At 58.3% G+C, this 20950-nt stretch carries 20 protein-coding genes; 17 read left to right on the forward strand and 3 right to left on the reverse strand.

What is annotated here, in order from left to right; translation table 11 throughout:
• The first annotated feature begins 68 nt into the window (after positions 1-68).
• Together BCM02_RS36530 and BCM02_RS00940 are read left to right on the forward strand one after the other, a co-directional pair.
• A complete protein-coding gene (locus tag BCM02_RS36530; protein ID WP_425466133.1) occupies positions 69-659 on the forward strand; it encodes a TFIIB-type zinc ribbon-containing protein in 591 nt (196 codons plus the stop codon).
• A gap of 510 nt (positions 660-1169) precedes the next feature.
• On the forward strand, positions 1170-2522 hold the full coding sequence (locus tag BCM02_RS00940; protein WP_148927182.1) for a lytic polysaccharide monooxygenase: 1353 nt from the start codon (positions 1170-1172) through the stop codon (positions 2520-2522).
• Between the two features lie 98 nt (positions 2523-2620).
• On the opposite strand, the gene BCM02_RS00945 is transcribed toward BCM02_RS00940, so the two are convergent.
• Positions 2621-3481, reverse strand: coding sequence for a DUF2935 domain-containing protein (locus BCM02_RS00945; protein WP_148927183.1), 861 nt, complete (start codon positions 3479-3481; stop codon positions 2621-2623).
• A gap of 149 nt (positions 3482-3630) precedes the next feature.
• Positions 3631-4818: a S8 family peptidase gene (locus BCM02_RS00950; RefSeq protein ID WP_187433943.1), complete on the reverse strand. Its 1188-nt coding sequence runs from the start codon at positions 4816-4818 to the stop codon at positions 3631-3633.
• 303 nt (positions 4819-5121) lie between these two features.
• Between BCM02_RS00950 and BCM02_RS00955 the strand changes: the two genes are divergently transcribed.
• The 14 genes from BCM02_RS00955 to BCM02_RS01020 all read left to right on the forward strand — a co-directional run bounded on the left by BCM02_RS00955 (position 5122) and on the right by BCM02_RS01020 (position 18328).
• The gene (locus tag BCM02_RS00955) at positions 5122-5511 is read left to right on the forward strand and encodes a hypothetical protein (RefSeq protein ID WP_148927185.1); all 390 of its coding nucleotides are present in this window, start codon (positions 5122-5124) and stop codon (positions 5509-5511) included.
• Between the two features lie 150 nt (positions 5512-5661).
• Entirely contained in the window at positions 5662-7131 is a 1470-nt protein-coding gene (locus BCM02_RS00960; protein ID WP_148927186.1) for a peptidase G2 autoproteolytic cleavage domain-containing protein, read from the forward strand.
• 119 nt (positions 7132-7250) lie between these two features.
• Positions 7251-8522 carry a sensor histidine kinase gene (locus tag BCM02_RS00965; RefSeq protein WP_148927187.1) on the forward strand — a complete coding sequence of 424 codons (1272 nt, stop codon included), beginning with the start codon at positions 7251-7253 and terminating at the stop codon, positions 8520-8522.
• A 19-nt stretch (positions 8523-8541) separates the two neighbouring features.
• A complete protein-coding gene (locus BCM02_RS00970) occupies positions 8542-9429 on the forward strand; it encodes a DNA-binding domain-containing protein (RefSeq protein WP_187433944.1) in 888 nt (295 codons plus the stop codon).
• Positions 9430-9775: 346 nt separating this feature from the next.
• A complete protein-coding gene (locus BCM02_RS00975) occupies positions 9776-10570 on the forward strand; it encodes a transporter substrate-binding domain-containing protein (protein ID WP_148927188.1) in 795 nt (264 codons plus the stop codon).
• 151 nt (positions 10571-10721) lie between these two features.
• Positions 10722-11357, forward strand: a complete 636-nt coding sequence (locus BCM02_RS00980; protein WP_425466145.1) for an amino acid ABC transporter permease — start codon at positions 10722-10724, stop codon at positions 11355-11357.
• Positions 11354-12076, forward strand: a complete 723-nt coding sequence (locus BCM02_RS00985) for an amino acid ABC transporter ATP-binding protein (RefSeq protein WP_148927190.1) — start codon at positions 11354-11356, stop codon at positions 12074-12076. Before BCM02_RS00980 ends, BCM02_RS00985 begins: the two co-directional genes overlap by 4 nt.
• Before the next feature lie 174 nt (positions 12077-12250).
• Positions 12251-12499, forward strand: a complete 249-nt coding sequence (locus BCM02_RS00990) for an AbrB/MazE/SpoVT family DNA-binding domain-containing protein (RefSeq protein ID WP_148927191.1) — start codon at positions 12251-12253, stop codon at positions 12497-12499.
• A 50-nt stretch (positions 12500-12549) separates the two neighbouring features.
• The gene (locus BCM02_RS00995; protein ID WP_148927192.1) at positions 12550-12882 is read left to right on the forward strand and encodes an RDD family protein; all 333 of its coding nucleotides are present in this window, start codon (positions 12550-12552) and stop codon (positions 12880-12882) included.
• A 52-nt stretch (positions 12883-12934) separates the two neighbouring features.
• Positions 12935-13768, forward strand: a complete 834-nt coding sequence (locus BCM02_RS01000) for an SPL family radical SAM protein (protein WP_148927193.1) — start codon at positions 12935-12937, stop codon at positions 13766-13768.
• Positions 13769-13801: 33 nt separating this feature from the next.
• Positions 13802-14593: a PP2C family serine/threonine-protein phosphatase gene (locus BCM02_RS01005; protein ID WP_148927194.1), complete on the forward strand. Its 792-nt coding sequence runs from the start codon at positions 13802-13804 to the stop codon at positions 14591-14593.
• Positions 14594-14855: 262 nt separating this feature from the next.
• Positions 14856-16334 carry an ABC transporter substrate-binding protein gene (locus BCM02_RS01010; protein WP_148927195.1) on the forward strand — a complete coding sequence of 493 codons (1479 nt, stop codon included), beginning with the start codon at positions 14856-14858 and terminating at the stop codon, positions 16332-16334.
• Positions 16335-16581: 247 nt separating this feature from the next.
• Entirely contained in the window at positions 16582-17472 is an 891-nt protein-coding gene (locus BCM02_RS01015) for a carbohydrate ABC transporter permease (RefSeq protein ID WP_148927196.1), read from the forward strand.
• A 22-nt stretch (positions 17473-17494) separates the two neighbouring features.
• Positions 17495-18328: a carbohydrate ABC transporter permease gene (locus BCM02_RS01020; protein ID WP_148927197.1), complete on the forward strand. Its 834-nt coding sequence runs from the start codon at positions 17495-17497 to the stop codon at positions 18326-18328.
• Positions 18329-18375: 47 nt separating this feature from the next.
• On the opposite strand, the gene BCM02_RS01025 is transcribed toward BCM02_RS01020, so the two are convergent.
• Positions 18376-19248: an AraC family transcriptional regulator gene (locus BCM02_RS01025; RefSeq protein WP_187433945.1), complete on the reverse strand. Its 873-nt coding sequence runs from the start codon at positions 19246-19248 to the stop codon at positions 18376-18378.
• Positions 19249-19394: 146 nt separating this feature from the next.
• On the opposite strand from BCM02_RS01025, the gene BCM02_RS01030 reads away from it, so the two are divergent.
• The gene (locus BCM02_RS01030; protein ID WP_148927199.1) at positions 19395-20933 is read left to right on the forward strand and encodes a glycoside hydrolase family 31 protein; all 1539 of its coding nucleotides are present in this window, start codon (positions 19395-19397) and stop codon (positions 20931-20933) included.
• The last annotated feature ends 17 nt before the right edge of the window (positions 20934-20950 follow it).

A 20950-nucleotide genomic window follows, 5' to 3' on the forward strand; every position in this document is an offset into this window, starting at 1 on the left:
TGTAACTATTTTGCGCGAACGGCGTATATGGTACGATTATTGAAAACGTATCCTAGGAGGCAAGAGCGATGAAATGTCCGATCTGTACCGATGTCCGCATGCGGGAAGTGGAGAAGGACGGCGTCTTGATCGACGTCTGTCCGGATTGCAAAGGCGTATGGCTTGACCGCGGCGAGCTCGACAAACTGCTGAAGGACGTCAGAACGCTGCAGAACGAGTATTCGCGCATGGAGCAGCAGTATTATGGAGGTCAGCCGGCTTCGAATCCGCCTGCCGGCGGGTTGTTCGACCAGTATACGAAGCCGTCCGCGCAGCCGCCGGGTAATCCTTCGCAGCCGTCTGCTTGGACCCCGCAGCCGGGCGGGGGATATTCGAATTCGAACCCGCAGAGCGGCTATGGCGGCTCGTCCGGAAGCTACGGACAGCCTAACTACGGCAATACGCCGCCTCCGCCATCCGGCGGCTACGGGTCGCATTCGGCGCCGCCGCCGCAATATGGACAGAAGCCCAAAGACGGCAAGTACTACCCGCCGCAGCCTGGCCAGCAAGGCTATTACGGCGGCCACTCGTCCGGCGGTTATGGCCACGGGCACGGCGGCAAGTATCCGTACAAGAAGAAGAAAAACGTGCTCGACGTGCTGGGCGATTTGTTCGAGTAACGCAAGGCAAGCGGTATAGGAGCAAGCGGGAAACCTTCGGTTCAGGCCGAAGGTTTTTTTGTCATTCAAGCAAGACAGGCCGAGCCGTTAAGCGAAGTAATCGCTGAGAAAAAGTACAAGCTGCCCATTTTGTCAAATTGGTGTAATCAAACGGTAAGCATCCGCATTTAAATAGTAATGCGACTAAAAATTAACAGAACTGTCGGCATACAAGCGTAAGGATCCGCAGACGATCCGACGCGTTCGTCCCGTTATTGCCGCCTATTTGGCGGGGACGATTCGAGGTTGTTTCTTTGCATGTTCTATTTATTAAGCGTTCCCGGTCCAAGTTCTCGAGCTCGGTATAAGCTCTTCGGAGTTTATATAAATCGATCGTAAGGGGGAGATCCGATCATTCTCGGCAGTGGCTTGTCTTATTCGGTAGAAAGGAGGGGATGGATCTAACATTCGCGCAATACGAAGTATGAATGGTCGAGCATGTCAATCGAATATCCAGGAGGTCATGTGACGATGAATCAAGTCAGGCTGAATACGGTGCTTACCAAGCGGTTGCTTATCGCCTGCGGCGGTCTGATGTTCGCGATCGCGCTATCCTTCCTGCTCGCGCAATCCGCATCCGCTCATGGCTACGTCGACTCGCCGGCTAGCCGGGCGATTCAATGCAAGAACGGCTTGAACGCGAACTGCGGACCGATCATCTACGAGCCGCAGAGCCTGGAAGGACTAAAGGGCTTCCCGGCCGCCGGTCCGGCCGACGGCAAGATCGCGAGCGCGGGGCTCGCCGGCTTCGCCACGCTCGATCAGCAATCCGCGACGCGGTGGAACAAGGCAAGCATGAGCAGCGGTCCGAATACGTTCACGTGGAAATTCACGGCTCGCCATGCGACGACGAGCTATCGCTACTTCATTACGAAGGAAAACTGGAATCCGAACGCGCCGCTGACTCGCGATCAGCTTAATCTAACGCCGTTCTGCACGGTGAACGGCAATAGCCAGCAACCGCCGGCGACGCTGTCGCACAGCTGCAACGTGCCGGCCAGAACCGGCTATCACATCATCCTGGCCGTCTGGGATATCGCGGATACGGGCAACGCGTGGTACAACGCGATCGACGTCCAATTCGGCGCGTCGGACAACGTGGCGCCGACGGCGCCGTCCGGCTTGAACGCGACGGCGGTCGGCGCGACGACGGCGACGCTGACATGGGGCGCTTCAACCGATAACGTCGCCGTCTCGGGCTACGAGGTTTACGCCGGGGCGAACGCGACTCCGATCGCGACCGTCCCTGGTAATCAGATTAGCGTGAACGTGACCAATCTAGCCGCGGGCACGACCCATACGTTAACGGTCAAAGCCTATGACGCCGCCGGCAATCGATCGCCGGCGAGCAATGCCGTGATGGTGACGACCGATCCGCTGCCGGTCGATAGTACGCCGCCGACGGCGCCGAGCGGACTGCATGTCATGGGCGCGGCGGGTTCCAACTCGCTGACTTTAATGTGGAGCGCATCGTCGGATGCTTCCGGCATTGCGGAATACCGCATCTACGCTGGTTCGGCGCTCATCGACACGGTGTCTGGCGGTTCCTACGAGAAGCTGGTCGCCGGTCTGACGCCGAATACGTCCTATACGTTCACCGTCAGAGCTTATGATCCTTCTAATAATGAATCCGCCGCGAGCAACGCCGTAACCGTGACGACGGCTCAAGGTCCGAGCGCAACGCCGTGGACGGCCAACGCCGCATATGCGACTGGCGCGCTCGTCTCCTACAACGGCGCTGTTTACAAGTGTCTCCAGGCGCACACGTCGTTGACCGGCTGGGAGCCATCTAACGTGCCGGCGCTCTGGCAGCTGCAGCCGTAAGGCTTAATTCGAAGACCCTTGAATCCCGTTTCGGGTTCAAGGGTCTTTTTGTCAATCGCCCATGTAACTATACGATACGGAGGCTATACGACCGGAGGCTATACGACCGGAGGGTTAGTCGGCAGCTTCTGATTATCGACGAAGGTGGGCTTGGTCAGCGAACAATGCGCGGATATGGTTACATCCGGCACGAGATCGGCGAGTTTGCGGATGAAATAGCACGTCTCGGGTAGATGATGCTCCAAGAAGCGGAGCGTCGTCCGTTCCAGCAGCGCCGTCGACCGGTACAGATGGATGATCTCCAGCACGAACTCATAGAAGCCATTCACGGCGGCCAGCGTTTCCCTGGCCAAGCGGAGCTGGACGGGGATGCCCGGCGGGGAGAAGCGAAGATAGCCCCGAATGACTTCGTTCTGGCTGAACAACGCCCGGAAGGCGTCCAAGTGAATCTGCGCTCGCGCGCGAATGCCGTGCTCCGCCGGGTCCAGCACGTTGATGAGCAGGATTGCGTGTCCGAGCTGATCCTCCAGCCAGAGATCCATCAAGTCGACGAGCGCAAGCGGCGGCGGAGCTTGGCCGTGCGTCATGTACCCTAGTAAACGCAAATATTCCTGATTCTCGTTCAACGTGCCGTTCAAATACGTCGGCGATAAATTCAGATTCACCCGGTTGGCGATGCGCGCGCGCTGAAGGCTGCCCTCCAGCTGAAAATACCCGTTCGCGACCGGCCAAGCTTTCCGCGCGAACGCGACTAAGCCCGGATTCCGGTAATCGCCGTTCTTGTCCAAGGCATGCAGCTCGTTATACAACGACTGAAACGCGTCGATGTACGACTGCGCGAGCCGAATCGGTTCCTGCTCCGAGACGGACAAATGGTCGCGCACGAAATAGGCATGATCCTGCAAGATTTCCACCCAGAAACGATGTTCCTCCCACGGGGTTAAGACACGGATCGTCACCGGCTACACCTCCCTCGGATATGTACTGCGGGCCGCTATCCGTTATTGTATGAGCGGCGTTCGGCGGGTATGAGGGTCAATCGTAAAGCGCGGTCGAACGATCGGTCGGTATGTAGGCGGAGAGCCGCGTTATTGCGGCCGTCCGAGATTCAGTTCCGTTGCCGCCGCGCTGCCTGGCTGCGTGCGCTCCGGCCGATCAAGAACCGCGCGTTCGCTTCTCCGCTTCCGCCGGCGTTCGCGCCGAGGCCGAGCCGGAACGCGCCGCGCTTCAAGGCCGTCTTCACCTGCGACGGGGTCAGCGACGGGCAGCGCTGAAGCAGCAGCGCCGCGGCGCCGGCCACGAGCGGCGTCGACACGCTGGTGCCGCTCATGTAGAAGTAGCGTCTGCCTACGCGCTGATGCGCGAGCTCCCGGTCCAACGCGGAGCTCGGCGCCCGCAGCGAGGTGATGCTTTCGCCGGGCGCCACGAGATCGGGCTTGCGCAGCCCGCCCTTGGCCGGTCCCCGGCTCGAGTACCAGGAGAGGCGATCGTCGGCCTGCGCGATCGTGCGCCGATCGTCGACGGCGCCGACCGTAATCGCGGAGGGACTGTTGCCCGGCGATTCGATCGTGCCTTGGCCTGGTCCGTTGTTGCCCGCCGCGGCGACGACGACGATACCGGATCGGACCGCGCGTTCGACCGCTTGACAGAGCAGGTCGTCTTGGCAGCCGCCGACGGCAGGGCCTCCTAACGAGAGGGAAAGGATGCGGATGCGAAATCGCTTGCGATTGGCGATGGTCCATTCGATGCCGGCGATGATGTCGGAGTCGTAACCATCGCCGAGGGCATCCAGCACCTTGACGCCGACAATGCCGGACTCGGGCGCGGCGCCCGCGTATTTACCCTTGCTTGCCCAACCGTTCCCGGCGGCGTCTCCGGCTAGATGAGTGCCGTGGCCGTTGTCGTCGTAAGGATGCTTGCGGCCGTTCACGAAATCCTTGAACGCGACGATGCGGTTCAGCGGACGGATGAGATCGGGGTGCGGGTACACGCCCGTATCCACGATGGCGATGTTGACGCCTTTGCCGGTCAGTCCGCTAAATCTGCGCGCTTGAGGCGCGCCGATCGCAGGCGACGCGACATGAAGCGTGGCGGATCGTTTCCGATCCAAGTACACCTTCTCGACGCCTTTGCAGTTGCACAGCTTATCCAGACAGGAACGCGACACGACCGTGGAGAAGGCCGAGAAAATCGCGAGCCGCCGACGGACGGGCAATGCTTCTTGGCCTAGCTCTCTGCGCAGCATTCGGATGGCGAGCGGGGACGGGCTTTGCTTCATTTTCACGATGATGCGCAACTTCGGATTTCTTCCCGATGTGGAATTGACTTGCCGGCGTCTGCGAGTTAACGCGGGACACATTTTATACGATGGATGGTTCTTCTTGCGCGGTCTTTCTTGTCCGGTTTCCACGCGGCTGTTCACCTCTCTTCCGACATGTTATGAGGAGGCGCGCGCGCGGGTTCATCGGAGGCGAATCTATTCAATCTATCAAGGAGAAGCGGCTATCGACGTTTCTTTCAAAAATAGGTAGATGGATCGTTTCCTTTCGAGCCTGTCCGGCATCTATTAGAGTATCCTCAAAAGAAAGGGTTGATAGACTTGATGTTTAGCAAAAAGAGCTTGACGAAGAAAGTCGTGAAGAAGGCTGCCGTTAAAGCCGTCAAAAAGTCGGCCGTGAAAAAACCGGCGGCGCGCAAGAAACGCCGGATCAGACAGACGCTGGAGCGGTTCCACGTCATTGCGGTGCAACAGACGACAACCAACCTGCCGTATGATACGCCGGGGTGGACGGCGACGCTGACGCGCGGCACGATTACGCTCACGGCGGAATTCGACGATTTCGGCGTTGCTCGCTTCAACAACATCCCGACGCTCACGACCGTTGGCTACACGCTGCGCATCTTCGATGAAGCGAATAATCAGCTTACGCAAAAATCCGTGCCGTCCGGTCTTGAAGTGTATGTCGCACGTTTCAACCTTCCAACTTAATAACGGAAAGACGAAAGCTTGCCCCCGCTTGCGGGCGGCAAGCTTTTGTCGCTGGTACGGCGTCCGCGCGTGCGAGCAGGCCATTACATAGGTGAACCTGCCCGCGTTCCGGAACGCATGAAGATGTAGCGGAAGGAGACGGTGATTACAATGGCGGAATGCAACGCGCAAGCAACGGGAGCTTGCTCCGAAGCCGAAGGCAGCGAGACGATCGCGAGCGGAGCCTCTTCCCATGCGGAAGGTTACCTCACGCAGAGCATCGGCCCGGCTTCCCACGCGGAGGGAGGCGGTTCAGTAGCATCGGGCGTATACGCCCATGCGGAGGGCGAAGCGACGCGCGCGCCGGGCGACAACGCGCACGCGGAAGGGTTCGGCACGGCGGCGAACGCGTCGTCCTCGCATGCGGAAGGTTATCTCACGCAAGCCGTCGGACCAGGCTCTCACGCGGAGGGAGGCGGGGCGATCGCGAGCGGTCTCTACGCGCACGCGGAAGGGAACGAGACGCGCGCAATCGGCAGCCATTCTCATGCGGAGGGCCAGATAACGATGGCCATCGGATTTAACGCGCATGCCGAAGGCGAGCTGACGCAAGCGTCCGGACTCGACTCCCATGCGGAAGGGATGGAGTCGATCGCCTCCGGTCAAGGCGCGCATGCCGAGGGCGAGCGCAATACGGCCAGCGGCCGAGCGACGCATGCGGAAGGGAATCTGAATACGGCAAGCGGAATCGCCGCGCACGCGGAGGGGCAGCGGACCTTGGCGAGCGGCGACCTCTCGCATGCGGAAGGCAGTCAGACGATCGCGTCCGGTCAAGGCGCGCATGCCGAAGGTTTGATCACGACGGCGAGCGGATTGGCTTCGCATGCGCAGGGGGCCTTGACTGTTGCCGACGGCCTGTTCTCGCATGCGCAAGGGCTCGGAACGCAAGCCGGCGGACTCGACGGCGCTCACGTGATGGGCCGGTTCGGCATCGCGAACGAGGAGTCGTACTCGTGGTACTTGGCGAACGGCAACAGCGAGCTGGAGCTCGGCATCGCGGCCAAAATTCTAAGCAGCGGCAACGTGAAGATCGACGGCGCGCTCAGCACGCCGGCCGCCGATTACGCGGAGATGTTCGAGACGGCGGACGGCAAGCCGATCGAACCCGGTTACTTTGTCGCGTTCGAAGCGGCTAAAGTAAGGCTCGCGCTGCCCGGCGACCGCTTTATCGCGGGGGTAACGAGCGCGAGGCCGGCGATCGTGGCGGACAGCGGCGAACTGAGATGGCATGGGAAATACGTGACCGACGAGTGGGGGAGAATCGTCTACCGCGAAGAGGACATTCCGGCCGTGACGGATCGCGAGGGGCAAACGGTCGCCCCCGGCCGCCGCGAGCGTAGGCCCGTGCTAAATCCGGCGTGGGATCCCGCTGTCCCCTATTTGCCGAGGGCGCAGCGTCCCGAATGGGTCGCGGTCGGCATGTTGGGCAAGCTGCTCGTCCGCGACGACGGGAGCTGCCGAGCCGGCCAATGCTGCGCGGTCGGCGCAGGCGGGATCGCGATAGCTTCGGATATCGGCTATTATGTCTTGAGACGAACCGGAGAATTCCAAATTTTGATCCTGCTCGGCATCAAGTATTGATCATGTCCCGGCATTGAATGCTGAATCGAGTCTCGATCGGAAGCCTTGAACGCGCCGCCCGCTCTACACATAGCCGGTCAAAATGATTATAATACGATCATTGACTAGGGAGGGCGGCCATGAAGAACCTCTTCAAGAAGGAGAAACTGCAAATCGCGGTTATCGCCGTCGCGTCGGGCATCGGCTCGGAATTCAAAATTTACCCGTTCACCGGAGATTCGTTCCGCATCGGCCTGGGCGTCAGCGTCTTCCTGCTGTTCCTGCTGTTCATGCGCAATATCCCGTATATGTGGACCGGTCTGTTCACCGGCATCGTCAGCGTGATGTTCCAGGGCGGCGAATGGATGCTCCAAACGAAATCGTGGTCCGTGGCGGACGCGCTGCAGCATAATTTGCCGGCGGGCATCTATTATGTGGTGTACGCGTACGGCATGATGCATATTTTGAAACGGACGGATAAACTTCATCCGCTACTGCTCGGAGGCTTCGTCGCGATCGTCGATTTCGCGTCGAACGAAGCGGAACTGCTGCTAAGAGGGCTATTCATCGGCGCGGAGGCTTTTTATTTGCTTGAATGGTTCAATTTGCTGGCCATCGCGTTCGTCCGGAGTTTCTTCGTCATTGGCCTGTACAGCAGCATCTCGGTCAGCCAGATGCGCGCGCTCCACGCCGAGCAGGAGAAGCGGATGGAGCAGATGCTGAACATCGGCTCCGGCTTGTACGGCGAGACCTTCTATCTGAAGAAATCGATGGACGAGATCGAACGGATCACCGCCGACAGCTTCACGCTGTACCGTCAATTAAGCGGCGCAAGCGAGAGCGGCTATGGCAAGCAGGCGCTCGGCATCGCCCAGCGCATTCACGAGGTGAAGAAAGATTCGCAGCGCATCCTTGCCGGATTGTCGAAGCTGTACGACAACGAGATGGCCGTGAACATGGAGATCGAGGAGCTGATGAATCATGTCGTGAAGGGCAACTCGAAGTACGGTGAGATGCTGGGCAAGACAATCGCGTTCCGAGTGGACATGCAGGCGCGCTTCGTCACGGCGCATTATATTCCGCTCTTGACCGCGCTCAACAATCTAACGGCGAACGCGGTGGAAGCGATCGAGCGGGGAGGTCATATCGCGATCCGCGTCTACGAAGCGGGCGAGGAGATTGTGTTCGAAGTCCAAGATACGGGGAAGGGCATTCCGGAACAGGATCGCGCGATCGTATTCGAAGCGGGATACACGACGAAATTCAATGAGGCGGGCGTCGCCGCGACCGGAATCGGATTGTCGCATGTGCGCGATATCGCGCGGGCGCTGGGCGGTCAATTAGATATCGCGCGGCGCGAAGGAAACGGGACGACGTTCGTCATGCGTGTATTGAAGAGGGCAATCGTGTAGCAGCAAGGGGGAAACGGATATGGCCATTACATACGTAATTATCGATGACGACGCGGTCAGCAGGCGGATGCTCCAAGGCATCATCGAGCAATGCGGGCTTGGCGAGACGGCAGGCATGGCGGATGGCGGCATACAAGGCGTGCAAGCGGTGCTCGGCGCAAGGCCGGACATCGTCCTCGTCGACCTGCTCATGCCGGACCAAGACGGAATCGAGACGGTAAGGCAGTTGAAGAATCGGGGGTTCGCGGGCAAATTCGTCATGATCTCGCAGGTCGAGAACAAGGAGATGGTCGGCGAGGCTTACCAAGCCGGCATCGAATTTTTCATCCATAAGCCGATTAACCGCATCGAGGTGGAAGCGGTGCTGGCGAACGTAAGGGAGAGGCTGAAATACGAACGGCATATTCAGCAGATGAAACAGTCGCTCTCCGCGTTCGACATGTTCGAATCCGTGCCGCCTCGCAAGACGCTCGAGCCTCGCGAAGTGGTGAAGCCGATTCTGATGGACCTCGGAATCATGGGCGAGAGCGGCAGCAAGGATATCGTGGCGATGATGGAATATTTGGCGAAACAGCCGGATCGTCACGCGTTCCCGGCGCTGAAGGAGCTGTACGAAGCGGCGGCTCGCGGGGGCCGCGGGGAACAGGAGATCGAGAAAGAGAGCAAGGCGATCGAGCAGCGGCTTCGCCGGGCGGTCATGGCGGCGCTCGCGAACATGGCGTCGATCGGGCTGACGGATTACAGCAATCCGAAGTTCGAATACTACGCGCCGCTCTATTTCGATTTCCAGGACGTGCGGTTGAAGATGAAGGCGATCGAGGAAGAGCAGCCGGAAGGCAAGAGCAAAGTCAACATCAAGAAATTTCTGCAAGTGCTGCACGTCGAGATGCTGGGCAAAATGGAATAACTCGCTAACGCAACCGTTCGATGTCGGGCCGAAGCCCGCGTGGAACGGTTATTTGGTTTGTGTTCGGAAAACTGAATAGTAGTTGCTTCGCCTTTTTCCCTCGAAATAGAACAACGCGTGAAATCGCGTGAGGTAATGTGACCTATTTCCCTTGGAATTGTCCGTAACATGGGAATTTCACATTTCCCATGTAAGTGATAGCGATTACATAATTATTCGATGTCATGTTTAATATCACATTTTGTAATTACACATGTAGGATCGCGTAGGTTTGCGTAGTGCGCCGTATACGATAACTTCCAAGAAAGCGATACTGCTTCACACTATCGATAAAGGTGGGTTTCTCATGAAAAAGAAGATCGGACTGATCGCGGCTTGCGCCATGATGGCATTCACGCTTAGCGCCTGCGGCGACAAAAATACGGACAACGCGGCAAGCGGAGCGGGCGGGGAAGCGGTCAAGAAGTACGTGTTCGGCACGGACGCGACGTATCCGCCATTCGAGTTCGAGAAGGACGGCAAATACGTGGGCATCGACATCGATCTGCTGAACGCGATCGCCGCGGAAGAGGGCTTCGAGGTCGAGATCAAGCCGATGGATTTCAAAGGCATCATCCCGGGCATTACCTCCGGCCAGCTGGACGGCGCGGTCGCGGGCATCAGCATTACCGAGGAGCGGAAGAAGGTCGTGGACTTCACCGAGCCATATTACGAAGCAGGTCTCTCCCTGATCGTGCACAAGGATACGGCCGACATCGACAACCCCGAAGATTTGAAGGGCAAAGTGATCGCGATCAAGAAGGGCACTTCCGGCGCAATTAAAGCGGAAGAACTGGCTAAGCAATATGGCGCCGAAGTGAAATACTTCGACGACAGCCCGGCCATGTACCAAGAGGTGTCGAATAAGAATGCGGACGTCACGATCGAGGACTTCCCGGTCATTTCCTACAAAATCGCGGTCGACCCGAATTCCAACCTGAAAATCGTTGGCGACCGTCTGAACGGCGACTTCTACGGCATGGCGGTGGAGAAAGACGATAGCGAGCTGCTGCAGAAGCTGAACGACGGCTTGAAGAAGCTGAAGGAGAACGGCAAGTACGACAAGATCGTGAACACCTATACGGGATCTGCTGCACAGTAACGGTTCGCCGTGCGCCGGCAGCCTTCAGCCCTCGCGCGCGTATTGGACGCCCGAGGTTCCGAAGGGGCCGGCGCCTTCACATTCCATCCAAGCTTGATAAGCTTCACCTTCGGAAAGGAGTTGTTCACCGGTGTCAGATACGCTGCAAATTATGAGCGACGCGTTGCCCATCTTGTTCGAGGGCTTGCTGATTACGCTGAAAATCGCCGCCATTTCGCTTGTGATCGCGTTCGTAATCGGCCTCGCAGCAGGTTTGATGAGTACGGCTCGCAGCCGGATTATTCGCGGACTGGCGGGCATTTACGTCGATATTATCCGGGGCACGCCGCTCCTCGTGCAAGTATTTTTCATCTATTTCGGTCTGCCTGAATTTTTTGATACTCGGATTGATCCGGAAGTCGCCGGTATCGTCGCGGTCAGCCTAAATGCCGGCGCATATATCGCGGAGGTCGTCCGCGCTGGCATTAACTCCGTGGACAAGGGCCAAGTGGAGGCGGCCCGTTCCCTCGGGATGAACCGCTTCTATACGATGCGGCTGATCGTGCTGCCGCAGGCGCTGCGCCGCATGATCCCGGCCTTAGTCAACCAGTTTATCATCAGTATCAAGGACACGGCGCTGTTGTCGGTTATCGGCATTAGGGAGCTTACGCAAAGCGGCGAAATCATTATCTCGACCAATTTCCGTTCATTCGAAATTTGGGGCATGGTCGGCGTCTTCTACTTCCTGCTGATTCTACCGCTTAGCCGGCTGTCGCTACTGCTCGAGAGGAGGCTGAACCTGCGATGATCACCGTGCAAAATTTAAAGAAGCAATTCGGTTCCAACGTCGTCCTTAAGGATATCTCCACAACCATCCGGGAGAAGGAAGTCGTCTGCGTCATCGGTCCGTCCGGCTCCGGCAAAAGCACGTTCCTTCGCTGTCTGAACTTGCTGGAGGACGTTACGAGCGGCAAAGTCGACATCGCCGGCGTCGAGGTGACCGATCCGAAGACGAATATCGACAAGCTGCGCGAGGACGTCGGGATGGTGTTCCAACGCTTCAACCTGTTCCCGCATTTGACCGTGCTGCAGAATATTATGCTCGCGCCGAAATACATCAAGAAGATGGACAAGGCCGCCAACGAGAAGAAAGCGATGGAGCTGCTCGCGAAGGTGGGCTTGGCGGAGAAGCGGGACGAGTATCCGGATCGCCTGTCGGGCGGTCAGCAGCAGCGGGTCGCGATCGCGCGGGCGCTGGCGATGAATCCGCGCGTCATGCTGTTCGACGAACCGACCTCGGCGCTCGATCCGGAGATGGTCGGCGAGGTGCTCCAGGTTATGAAGGACTTGGCGCATGAAGGCATCACGATGATCGTCGTCACCCACGAGATGGGCTTCGCCCGCGAAGTCGCCGACCGCGTCCTGTTCATGGACGGCGGCTACATCGTCGAGGAAGGCACGCCTGCCGTGATTTTCGATGCGCCGAAGCATGAACGGACGCAAGCGTTCTTGAGCAAGGTGCTCTAATCGGATTTGGACGTCTGTACGAATTCGATGAGATTGGCCAGCAGCCCGCGGACCCCGCGGGTTGTTTGTTTTATTCGAAAAAAAGCCGCCGCGCGCGATCTGATATTGTCATCTCTCCCTAGTAAAGGCATAATGGGAATAATAGTTATCTATCAAAAAAAGGGGAATTCTATCATGAAAAATCCAACTGGCATTGTACGCAAGGTGGACGAGCTGGGCCGTCTCGTCATCCCGATCGAGATCCGCCGCGCGATGTCGCTCGATATCGGCGAATCCGTCGAAGTGTTCGTGAACGATACGCAGGTCATTCTGAAGAAATACAGCCCGGGCTGTCTTTATTGCGGCAACATTGACGCCTTGATGTTCAAAGGGAAGCTGATCTGCGCCGATTGCGTGCAGGAGACGACCCGGCATTTTCAATAAACCGCAAGCAAACGATCGTCAACCAGATAGGAAGAAAGGGTTGTTTACAGATGAATCATCGTTTGCCGCAAGCGCCGCTCTGGAAGAGAGCCGGCGCTTTTCTGTTGGATCATACGTTCATTCTCGCCGTTACGATGGGAGGGGGAATCGTGCTCGTCAGCCCGTTCCGCGCTGAACAAGAAAGCAGGCGAAGACTGGTTCGTACGGAACATACAATACTCCCGACGACGACGGTGGGCAGCGCGTTCGTGACGTACATGGTTTGCATGGCGCGTCCATCAAAGCGCGTAATCAAAACGGCTTCTTCCGTTCCGGAACGAGAAGCCGTTTTGATTTTGCATACGTCGCGTTGGTTTCAATCCGCGCTTGCGAACATGGTATGATAGGAGCAAACGTACGAAAATCCGCATGCTTGGCGAGAGGGGGACCGCATTGATGGCGATCGAGATCAAAGAAATCATGTCCAAATCGATTCTGAGCGAGACGAGAGGGTATCTCGACGTCGGATTCACCCATTCGCTCAATCCGTATAGCGGCTGCGCCTTCTCCTGCGCGTATTGTTACGTCCGCGAGATGCCGATCCAGCGATTCAAAGAGATTCCATGGGGCGAGTGGGTGGAAATCAAGACGAACGCGGCGGAGATCTACCGGAAAGAAGTAGGCAGCCTTCGCCGCCGCAACAAACCGGTCCGGCTGTTCATGTCCTCCGCGACGGACCCGTATCAGCCGATCGAGCGGAAGGCGTTGATCACGCGCGGCATTCTGGAGGCCATGCTCGACGCGCCGCCCGATCTGATTCAGCTGCAGACGCGAAGTCCGCTCGTCACCCGGGATATCGACCTGCTCGCGCGGCTGAAGGAATCGTGCAGCGTCCTCGTCTCGATGACGGTGGAGACCGACCGGGAGGATATGAAGCGTCTCTTCGCGCCATACGCGCCGGGCATTAAGCTGCGGCTGAACGCGTTGCGCGAACTTCACGAAGCGGGGATTGCGACGCAAGCGGCCATTTCGCCGGTGCTGCCGTTTACGCCCGAATTTCCGAAGCGGCTCGAAGGCATCGTGGACCGCATCTGGATCGACACGCTCAGCATCGGCGACGGTACGATGGGCAACCGTTCGCGGCGGCTCGGCATGCCGCAGCTGTTCGAAGCGAACGGGCTGTCGGACTGGTATGAGCGGGATATTCACGTGCGCGTCGAGAAGTTCTTCAAGAAGAGTTTCCCCGCGGAGATGGTCCGCGTGTCGAAGGACGAGGCGTTCCCGGATTAGTCGCGCGCAGGATAGACGGAAGGAGAATGGGACATGAGCGAAAAGCCGCGGTTGCGAACGTTGAGCTGGACGGGTGTCGTGAACCCGTTCTTGGATGCGCCTTCGGTCGACTCGCACGATGGGATTACAATCGGCCGATACGGAGGAAGACGCGACTGGCAGGCAGTTAAAAACGAAGACGGTCTGCTCTTGTGGACGAACGAAGAAGAGGATTGGGAATTTGCCGCTTTGCTGGATGCGCATGCGACCTGCGACAGCGCGTCGTTAATCATTCGAACCTTATCCGCTCATCTGGAACATTTGACCGCGATCATCGCACGGCCGATAGCTGAAGCTGTTCCACGGCTTGAAGAGGCGATTATGGAGCTGTTCGCTTCGGAAGGCTTCCGATCGGCATGCCGCAATCTTGTGGGAGAAACATCCTGTTTGCTCTGTTTGCGCAAAGCGAATATCGTCTGGTGGTTTTCCGTCGGCGACTGCATGTTGTTTCTCGGCCATGGCGAATTGGCGCGTTGGGGACAGACCATGCTCAATCAGCGTAATTTCTATGAGTGGATCGGACGAGTCAATACGTTCGACCGGAACGTGCCTTGTTATTCTTCCGGCAGAAGAGAGCTGCGGACGGGGCGGAACGCGATCCTCCTGATAACCGACGGCTTCCTGGAGAAGGAGGACGGCCTAGATCGATTGAACGACCTGTTAACCGGACGCGCGTCGGCGAGAGATTTTCTGGACGGTCTGCACCATGCAGGTACTAAAGACAGTACCAGCTTCATCGCCTGGTCGGTTCACAATCCGGCTGAGGCTGCTTATCCAAGCGATTAAGCGATAGACAAGGATTAACGCGGCCGCGAAGCGTATAGCTTCCGGCCCTTTTTGCTATTGCGGCGATGTCCTGCTAGAAGCCGAAGTCTTGCAATTGTAGTATAATGGCGCGAAATCATAGTCGGATTCGTATAATTATCGCGAATAATAGCCGCCAATTCTCAATATCTTTTAATGTGCAATGCTGAAAGCGCTTCAGAGGTCGTGTTTTTCGATGCATGTATGTCAGTAATTGGTAGAAGAGAAAGAGGGAGGGCAATCGATGAAGAACGGAAAAAAACTATGGTCGGCCGCAACCTCGCTTGTTTTATGTACAACCCTGTTGTTCGCTTGTTCGAGCAACGGCGGCAACAACGGAGGGACGGGAGGAGAAGGCGGCAACTCGGCGAACGCCGGAACGAACGGCAACGGCGGCAACGCGGGCGGCGGCGAGAACGCGGGAGCTTCGAACGGCGGCGGCACGGAGGGCGATGCGGCCAAGAAGGTCATCACCATTACATATCGGGACGACGGCATCGGCGAGAAAGGCGTCCTGTTCCAATGGATCAAGGCGGTGTCGGAGAGCTATCCGGACAAGAGCGTGGAGATCAAGCCGACGCCGATTCAGGCATCCGAAGGCGATTATTTCGCCAAAATCGCGCTGGCGCTCAAATCCAAGGACACCGCGCCGGACATCGTCACGGAGGATACGTTCATCCTGAATTCCGACGCGAGCGCCGGCTATCTCGAGCCGCTCGACGACCGGCTCGAGGAATGGGAGGACTGGACGAACGGCTCGTTCATCGAGGCGATGAAGAAAGGCGTTACCGCCAGCGATGGCAAAGTATACGGCGTTCCGTATAACACGGATTCGCGCGGACTCTGGTACAACAAGACGCTGTTCAAGCAGGCGGGGTTGCCGGAAAATTGGAAGCCGAAAAATTGGGACGAGGTGTTGAGCGCCGCCCGAACGATCAAGGAGAAGCTGCCGGACGTCGTGCCGATCTGGATGAACATGGGCAAAGCGACGGGCGAGGCGACGTCGATGCAGACCTATGAAATGCTGCTGTACGGCACGGGCGAACGCCTTTACGACGACGCGACCGGCAAATGGATCACGAAGAGCCAAGGCATTATCGACGCGCTCTCCTTCGTCGAAACGGTCAACAAAGAGAAGCTCGGTCCGCCGCTGTCCAAGGTGCTGAACGGGCAAGCGGGCAATACGGCTTCGCGTGAATACCTCCCGCAAGGGAAGCTGGCTATTCAACTGGACGGTTCGTGGATCACGGGCAACTACCTGCCGAACGGCGCGGCGCCGTGGCCGGAATACAAGGACGTGCTCGGCTTCGCGCCGATGCCGACGAGCAAAGGGCAAGCGCCGGGCTCCATTACGCTGGCGGGCGGCTGGGCGCTCTCCATTCCGGCCAACGCGAAGAACAAGGACGAGGCATGGAATTTCATCAAATACGCGCTGAACAAGGAAAATACGCAGAAGCTCGTCATCGCCGCCGGCAACATTACCGTCCGCGCCGACGTGGCGAAGGATCCGGGCTATACGGAAATGCCGTTCAACGGCATCGCGACCGAATACTTGCAGAACGCCGAATTCCGTCCGGCGCAGGACAAATATCCGGAAGTGTCGACGCAAATTCAGACGATGGTCGAGTCCGTGGCGACGGGCACGTCGCCGGAAGCGGCCGCGAAGAAATACGCGCAGGACGTGACCCGCATTGTCGGCGAGGATCACATCGTGGAGAAATAAGACGGCCGGCTTGCTTGACGCGCTGCCGCAAGCGGCGCTTCGAGCAAGCCTTCTTTTAAAATATAAGCAAATATAAGTTTCACGAATATAATTCGGCTTCTATTTCAGGATCGTTGAATGCTGCATTCCCAATCCTCGGATTGTGAACGCAAACCAATCAGCTTAACCGGAATGAAACTTGCTGCGCCATCAAGGACGGCGACAGCCGTTTCACCTTATCCGAAGCCCGGAAGGGAGGATGCGCGAGATGAGCAGTATAGCCGCCGCCGCGCCCGCGAAACGAAGGAAGACGTGGACGTGGCTCTATTTTTTGCTTCCGTCGGTCGCGATCATGCTGGTATTCTTCATCTATCCGATCTTGCTGACGGTATTCTATTCCTTCACGAATCTGGCCTTGACCGGCGAAGCAGCCAAGGAGCTGAACTTCGTCGGTCTCGATAACTACGCGCGCATGTTCGAGGATCCGACGGTGCGTTCGAGCATTTGGAACACGCTCGTCTTCCTGATCGGATCGGCCGTCATCGGCCAACAGGTGCTGGGCTTCCTGATCGCGCTGTTGATGAAGCACAAGAACAGGTGGTTCCGCCGCATTATCGGGACGATCGTGCTGGCCGGCTGGGTGACGCCGGAGATCGTTTGCGCGCTGTGCTTGTACAGCTTTTTCGGCGACGAGGGAACGCTGAACGCGATACTGCAATCGTTCGGATTCTCGACCGTCACGTGGCTGTACACGATTCCGATGGTTACCGTCATACTGGCGAACATCTGGCATGGCACCGCGTTCTCGATGCTCGTGTTCCAAGCCGCGCTGGACGACGTGCCGAGCGAGATCGAAGAAGCGGCAGTCGTGGACGGCGCTTCGAAATGGCAGATTCTAACCCGCGTTACGATTCCGTACATCAAAGATACGATCATGACGAACATGATGCTCGTGACGCTCCAGACGCTAGGCGTATTCGGGCTTATCTACGCGATGACCGGAGGCGGGCCGGGGACGTCGACGACAACGCTGCCGATCTTCATGTACAATCAAGCGTTCGTGAATTATCAGCTGGGCTACGGCACCGCGATCTCCCTGCTGCTCCTGCTGATCGGCATCATTCTGAGCTTGTTCTACATCCGTTCCATGAAAGAGTAAACCGACAAGGAGAACGACCGTTATGAATGCGAACCAGCGAAAATGGGTCTTCCGAATATTGCCGTACGCCATCCTGGCGTTCATCGGCATCTGTTTCGTGCTCCCCTTGCTGTGGGTGCTCGTCGCCTCCGTCGATTCGAACGCGATGCAATCATTAAAGATGCCGTCTCGGCTGACCGGGGGCAATTACGTCGACGTGCTCACGAATCCGGATAACCAGCGGGCGTTCCTGATCGGGCTGCTCATGTCCGGCGGCCAAGCCATCATCGTCGTCGTCCTTGGCCTGCTCGCGTCGTATCCGCTGTCGCGGTACCAGCTGCGGTTCAAGAAGCCGTTCATGCTGACGATTCTGTTTATGACGTCGCTGCCGATCACCGCCGTCATGGTGCCGGTCTATCAGCTGTTTCTCACGCTGAAGCTGTACAACAATATTTTCGGCGTTATCCTGTTCTTCGTCGCGTCGGCGATGCCTTACGGCATCTGGATGTTGAAGAACTTCATGGACTCCGTGCCGTCCGAGCTGGAGGAAGCGGCTTGGATCGACGGCGCGTCGGTGTTCGTCGGCATCCGCAAGGTGGTTGCGCCGCTCATGATTCCCGGCATTTGCACGGTCGCGATTTTCACGTTCTCTGGGAGCTGGGGCAATTTCTTCGTCCCATACATCCTACTGCAGTCGCCGGAGAATTTCCCCGCCTCGTTGAAGATCTATCAGTTTTTCGGTCAATACGGCATGGCGGATTACGGCAAACTGGCGGCATTCTCCGTCATGTACGCGATCCCGTCGATCGTGCTGTACGTCTTGTCCCAGCGGTTCATGTCGAAGGGCTTCGGCATGCAGGGCGGGACGAAAGGGTGAGAGCGCGGAGCGCAAACGAACGCCTCCCGATTGCGGCAATCGGGGGGTTAAGTCGCGCCTTTGCGCGCCTGCGTCGGGGTCTGACCGCGATGGCGTTTGAACAGCTCGTCGAAATAGTGGACCGAACCGAAGCCGCACCGCTCCGCGATGAGGGTAATCGGCAGATCGGTGTCGCGGATGAGCGTCTCGGCCTGGGCGATCCGGAACAGCTGCACGTATTCGTTGAACGTTCGGCCGACGGCCCCTTTGAATACGCGGCAGAAGTGATAGGGGCTCATGGCGGCCACCGACGCGGCTTGGTTAACCGTCAGCGATTCCGAATAATGACGTTCGACATGCGCGATGACGTCCTTGATTCGGTCGATTTGGCGCATGGCGGCGACCTGTCTGCGGTCGCGACGTTCGGCCGACGAGCCGTAGAAGCGGCTCAGGTACGTCAACAGCACGTGCAGGTGCGACTTCGCGGCATGCTCGAACCCGAGCTCGCGCTGATTGAATTCCGCGATGACGGCGGTAATGACGTTCGTTAACGTCCCATAATGCAGATCGCCGGGCTTAAGAATCGTCGGCATCTCCAGACGGCCGGTTAACAAGGCGCTGTAGGCGAGACTGCTCGTGTCGGCGTTCACCATGCGGCTGCGATCGAGCAAGATCGTGTAATACATCGGCGTTCCGTCTTCCGCGTAACCGCTGTGAATTTGGCCTTCGCCGATGAGCGCGAGATCGCCCTGCTCGACGATGTGCTTGGTTCCGCCGATTCGAAATTCGGCCGAGCCCTTGGTGACGTAGACCATCTCCAGGCATTCATCGTGCCAATGCGGGGGGAAGAGCGTGCCCGCCACAGGTTCCGGCGTGAACAGATTGAACGGATACAGATCGCTAAGCAGCATCATGTATTGGTTATGTCCTTCGGCCGCCAAGCGGCATCCACCTCCAACGCAGCTAGATCGTTTAACAATCGCGCACGATCGCCTGTATCGCATACGCTTGATTCTAGCCTATTATTAGGGACACGGAAAGCGATTATTGCGCTATAGCGCTTCAGGAAAAAGGAGTCGTGGCGAGAATGGGCGAGCGATTGATCGTACAGCGTCTGGAAGGCGAATATTGGTGGGGCGGCGATATCGAAGACGGGATTAGGATGCCGTTCGGCGAGGAGAGGCATACCCGAGATTTGATCCGCGAAGGGCGAAGCAATCAAGCGGTGCCGTTCCTCGTCTCGAGCCTCGGCCGCTATATATGGTCAGAGGAGCCGTTTCGGTTCGAGTTTGACCCGGACGAACTCGTGGTTGAATGCGAAGCCGGCAGTTCTGCGCGGTTAGGCGAGGGGCATGGCAGTCTGCGGGAGGCGTATCGGGCCGCTTCGCATGCGCATTTCGCACCGGACGGCAGATGGCCGGATCCGATGTTCTTCGCGGCGCCGCAGTACAACCTGTGGATCGAGCTGCAGTATGAGCCGACGCAGGAGAAGGTGCTCGCTTACGCCGAAGCGGCGCTCCGGAACGGCATGCCGCCCGGGATTCTCATGATCGACGATAACTGGATGGAAGATTACGGCGTCTGGACGTTCCGCAAGGATCGATTCCCCGATCCGAAGGCCATGTGCGCGAAGCTTCGCGAGATGGGCTTCAAGGTGATGCTGTGGATTTGCCCGTTCGTCAGTCCGGATAACGCGGCGAACTTCCGGTTCCTCGAACGCCAAGGGTATCTCCTTCGGAACGCAACGGGCGAGACGGCCGTCCGTCGCTGGTGGAACGGGTACAGCGCCGTCCTGGATTGCACGAACGAAGCGGCGGTTCGCTGGTTCGACGGCGAATTGGAGCGGCTGATGACGGCATACGGCGTAGATGGATTCAAATTCGATGCCGGCGATCCGCAATATTACCGGGCTGACGACCGAAGCGCGGCCGGCGCCCATCCGAACGGGCATTGCGAGGCGTGGGCGCGCGTCGGTCTGCGCTATGCGCTGAACGAGTACCGCGCTTGCTGGAAGAGCGCGGGCCGGCCGCTCGTGCAGCGTCTCGCGGATAAGAACCACAGCTGGGGCGCGGACGGGCTGGCTTCGCTCATACCGAACGGCTTGGCGCAGGGGCTGGCCGGGTATGCGTTCGTCTGTCCGGATATGATCGGAGGCGGACAGATCGCCGACGTCGAGAACCGGCCGGACCGCCAGGTCGACCAGGAGCTGTTCGTTCGATATGCGCAATGCTCGGCGTTGTTCCCGATGATGCAGTTCTCGGCCGCGCCATGGCGCGCGCTGGATGACGAGCATTTGGCGGCGTGCGTCGCGGCGGCGGATCTTCACCGATCGTTCGGGGACCTTATTCTGGCGCTCGCCCGACAGGCCGCGATTACGGGCGAACCGATCATCCGGCATCTGGACTACGTCTTCCCGGGGGAAGGGTTCGAGCGGTTGACCGACCAATTCATGCTCGGCGATACGATCCTCGCATCGCCCGTGCTCATGAAAGGCGCGCGAAGAAGGAAGGTGGAATTTCCTCTCGGAAAATGGCTGGGGGATGACGGTTCCGTCGTAATCGGTCCGTGCGTGCGGGACATCGATGCGCCGCTAACGCGGCTTCCTTGGTATCGGTTAATCGGGTAGCGGCCTGCCGATAGGGC

It is taken from the genome of Paenibacillus methanolicus (assembly GCF_008124765.1).
In the GTDB taxonomy this organism is placed as follows: Bacteria; Bacillota; Bacilli; order Paenibacillales; family Paenibacillaceae; genus Paenibacillus_Z; species Paenibacillus_Z methanolicus.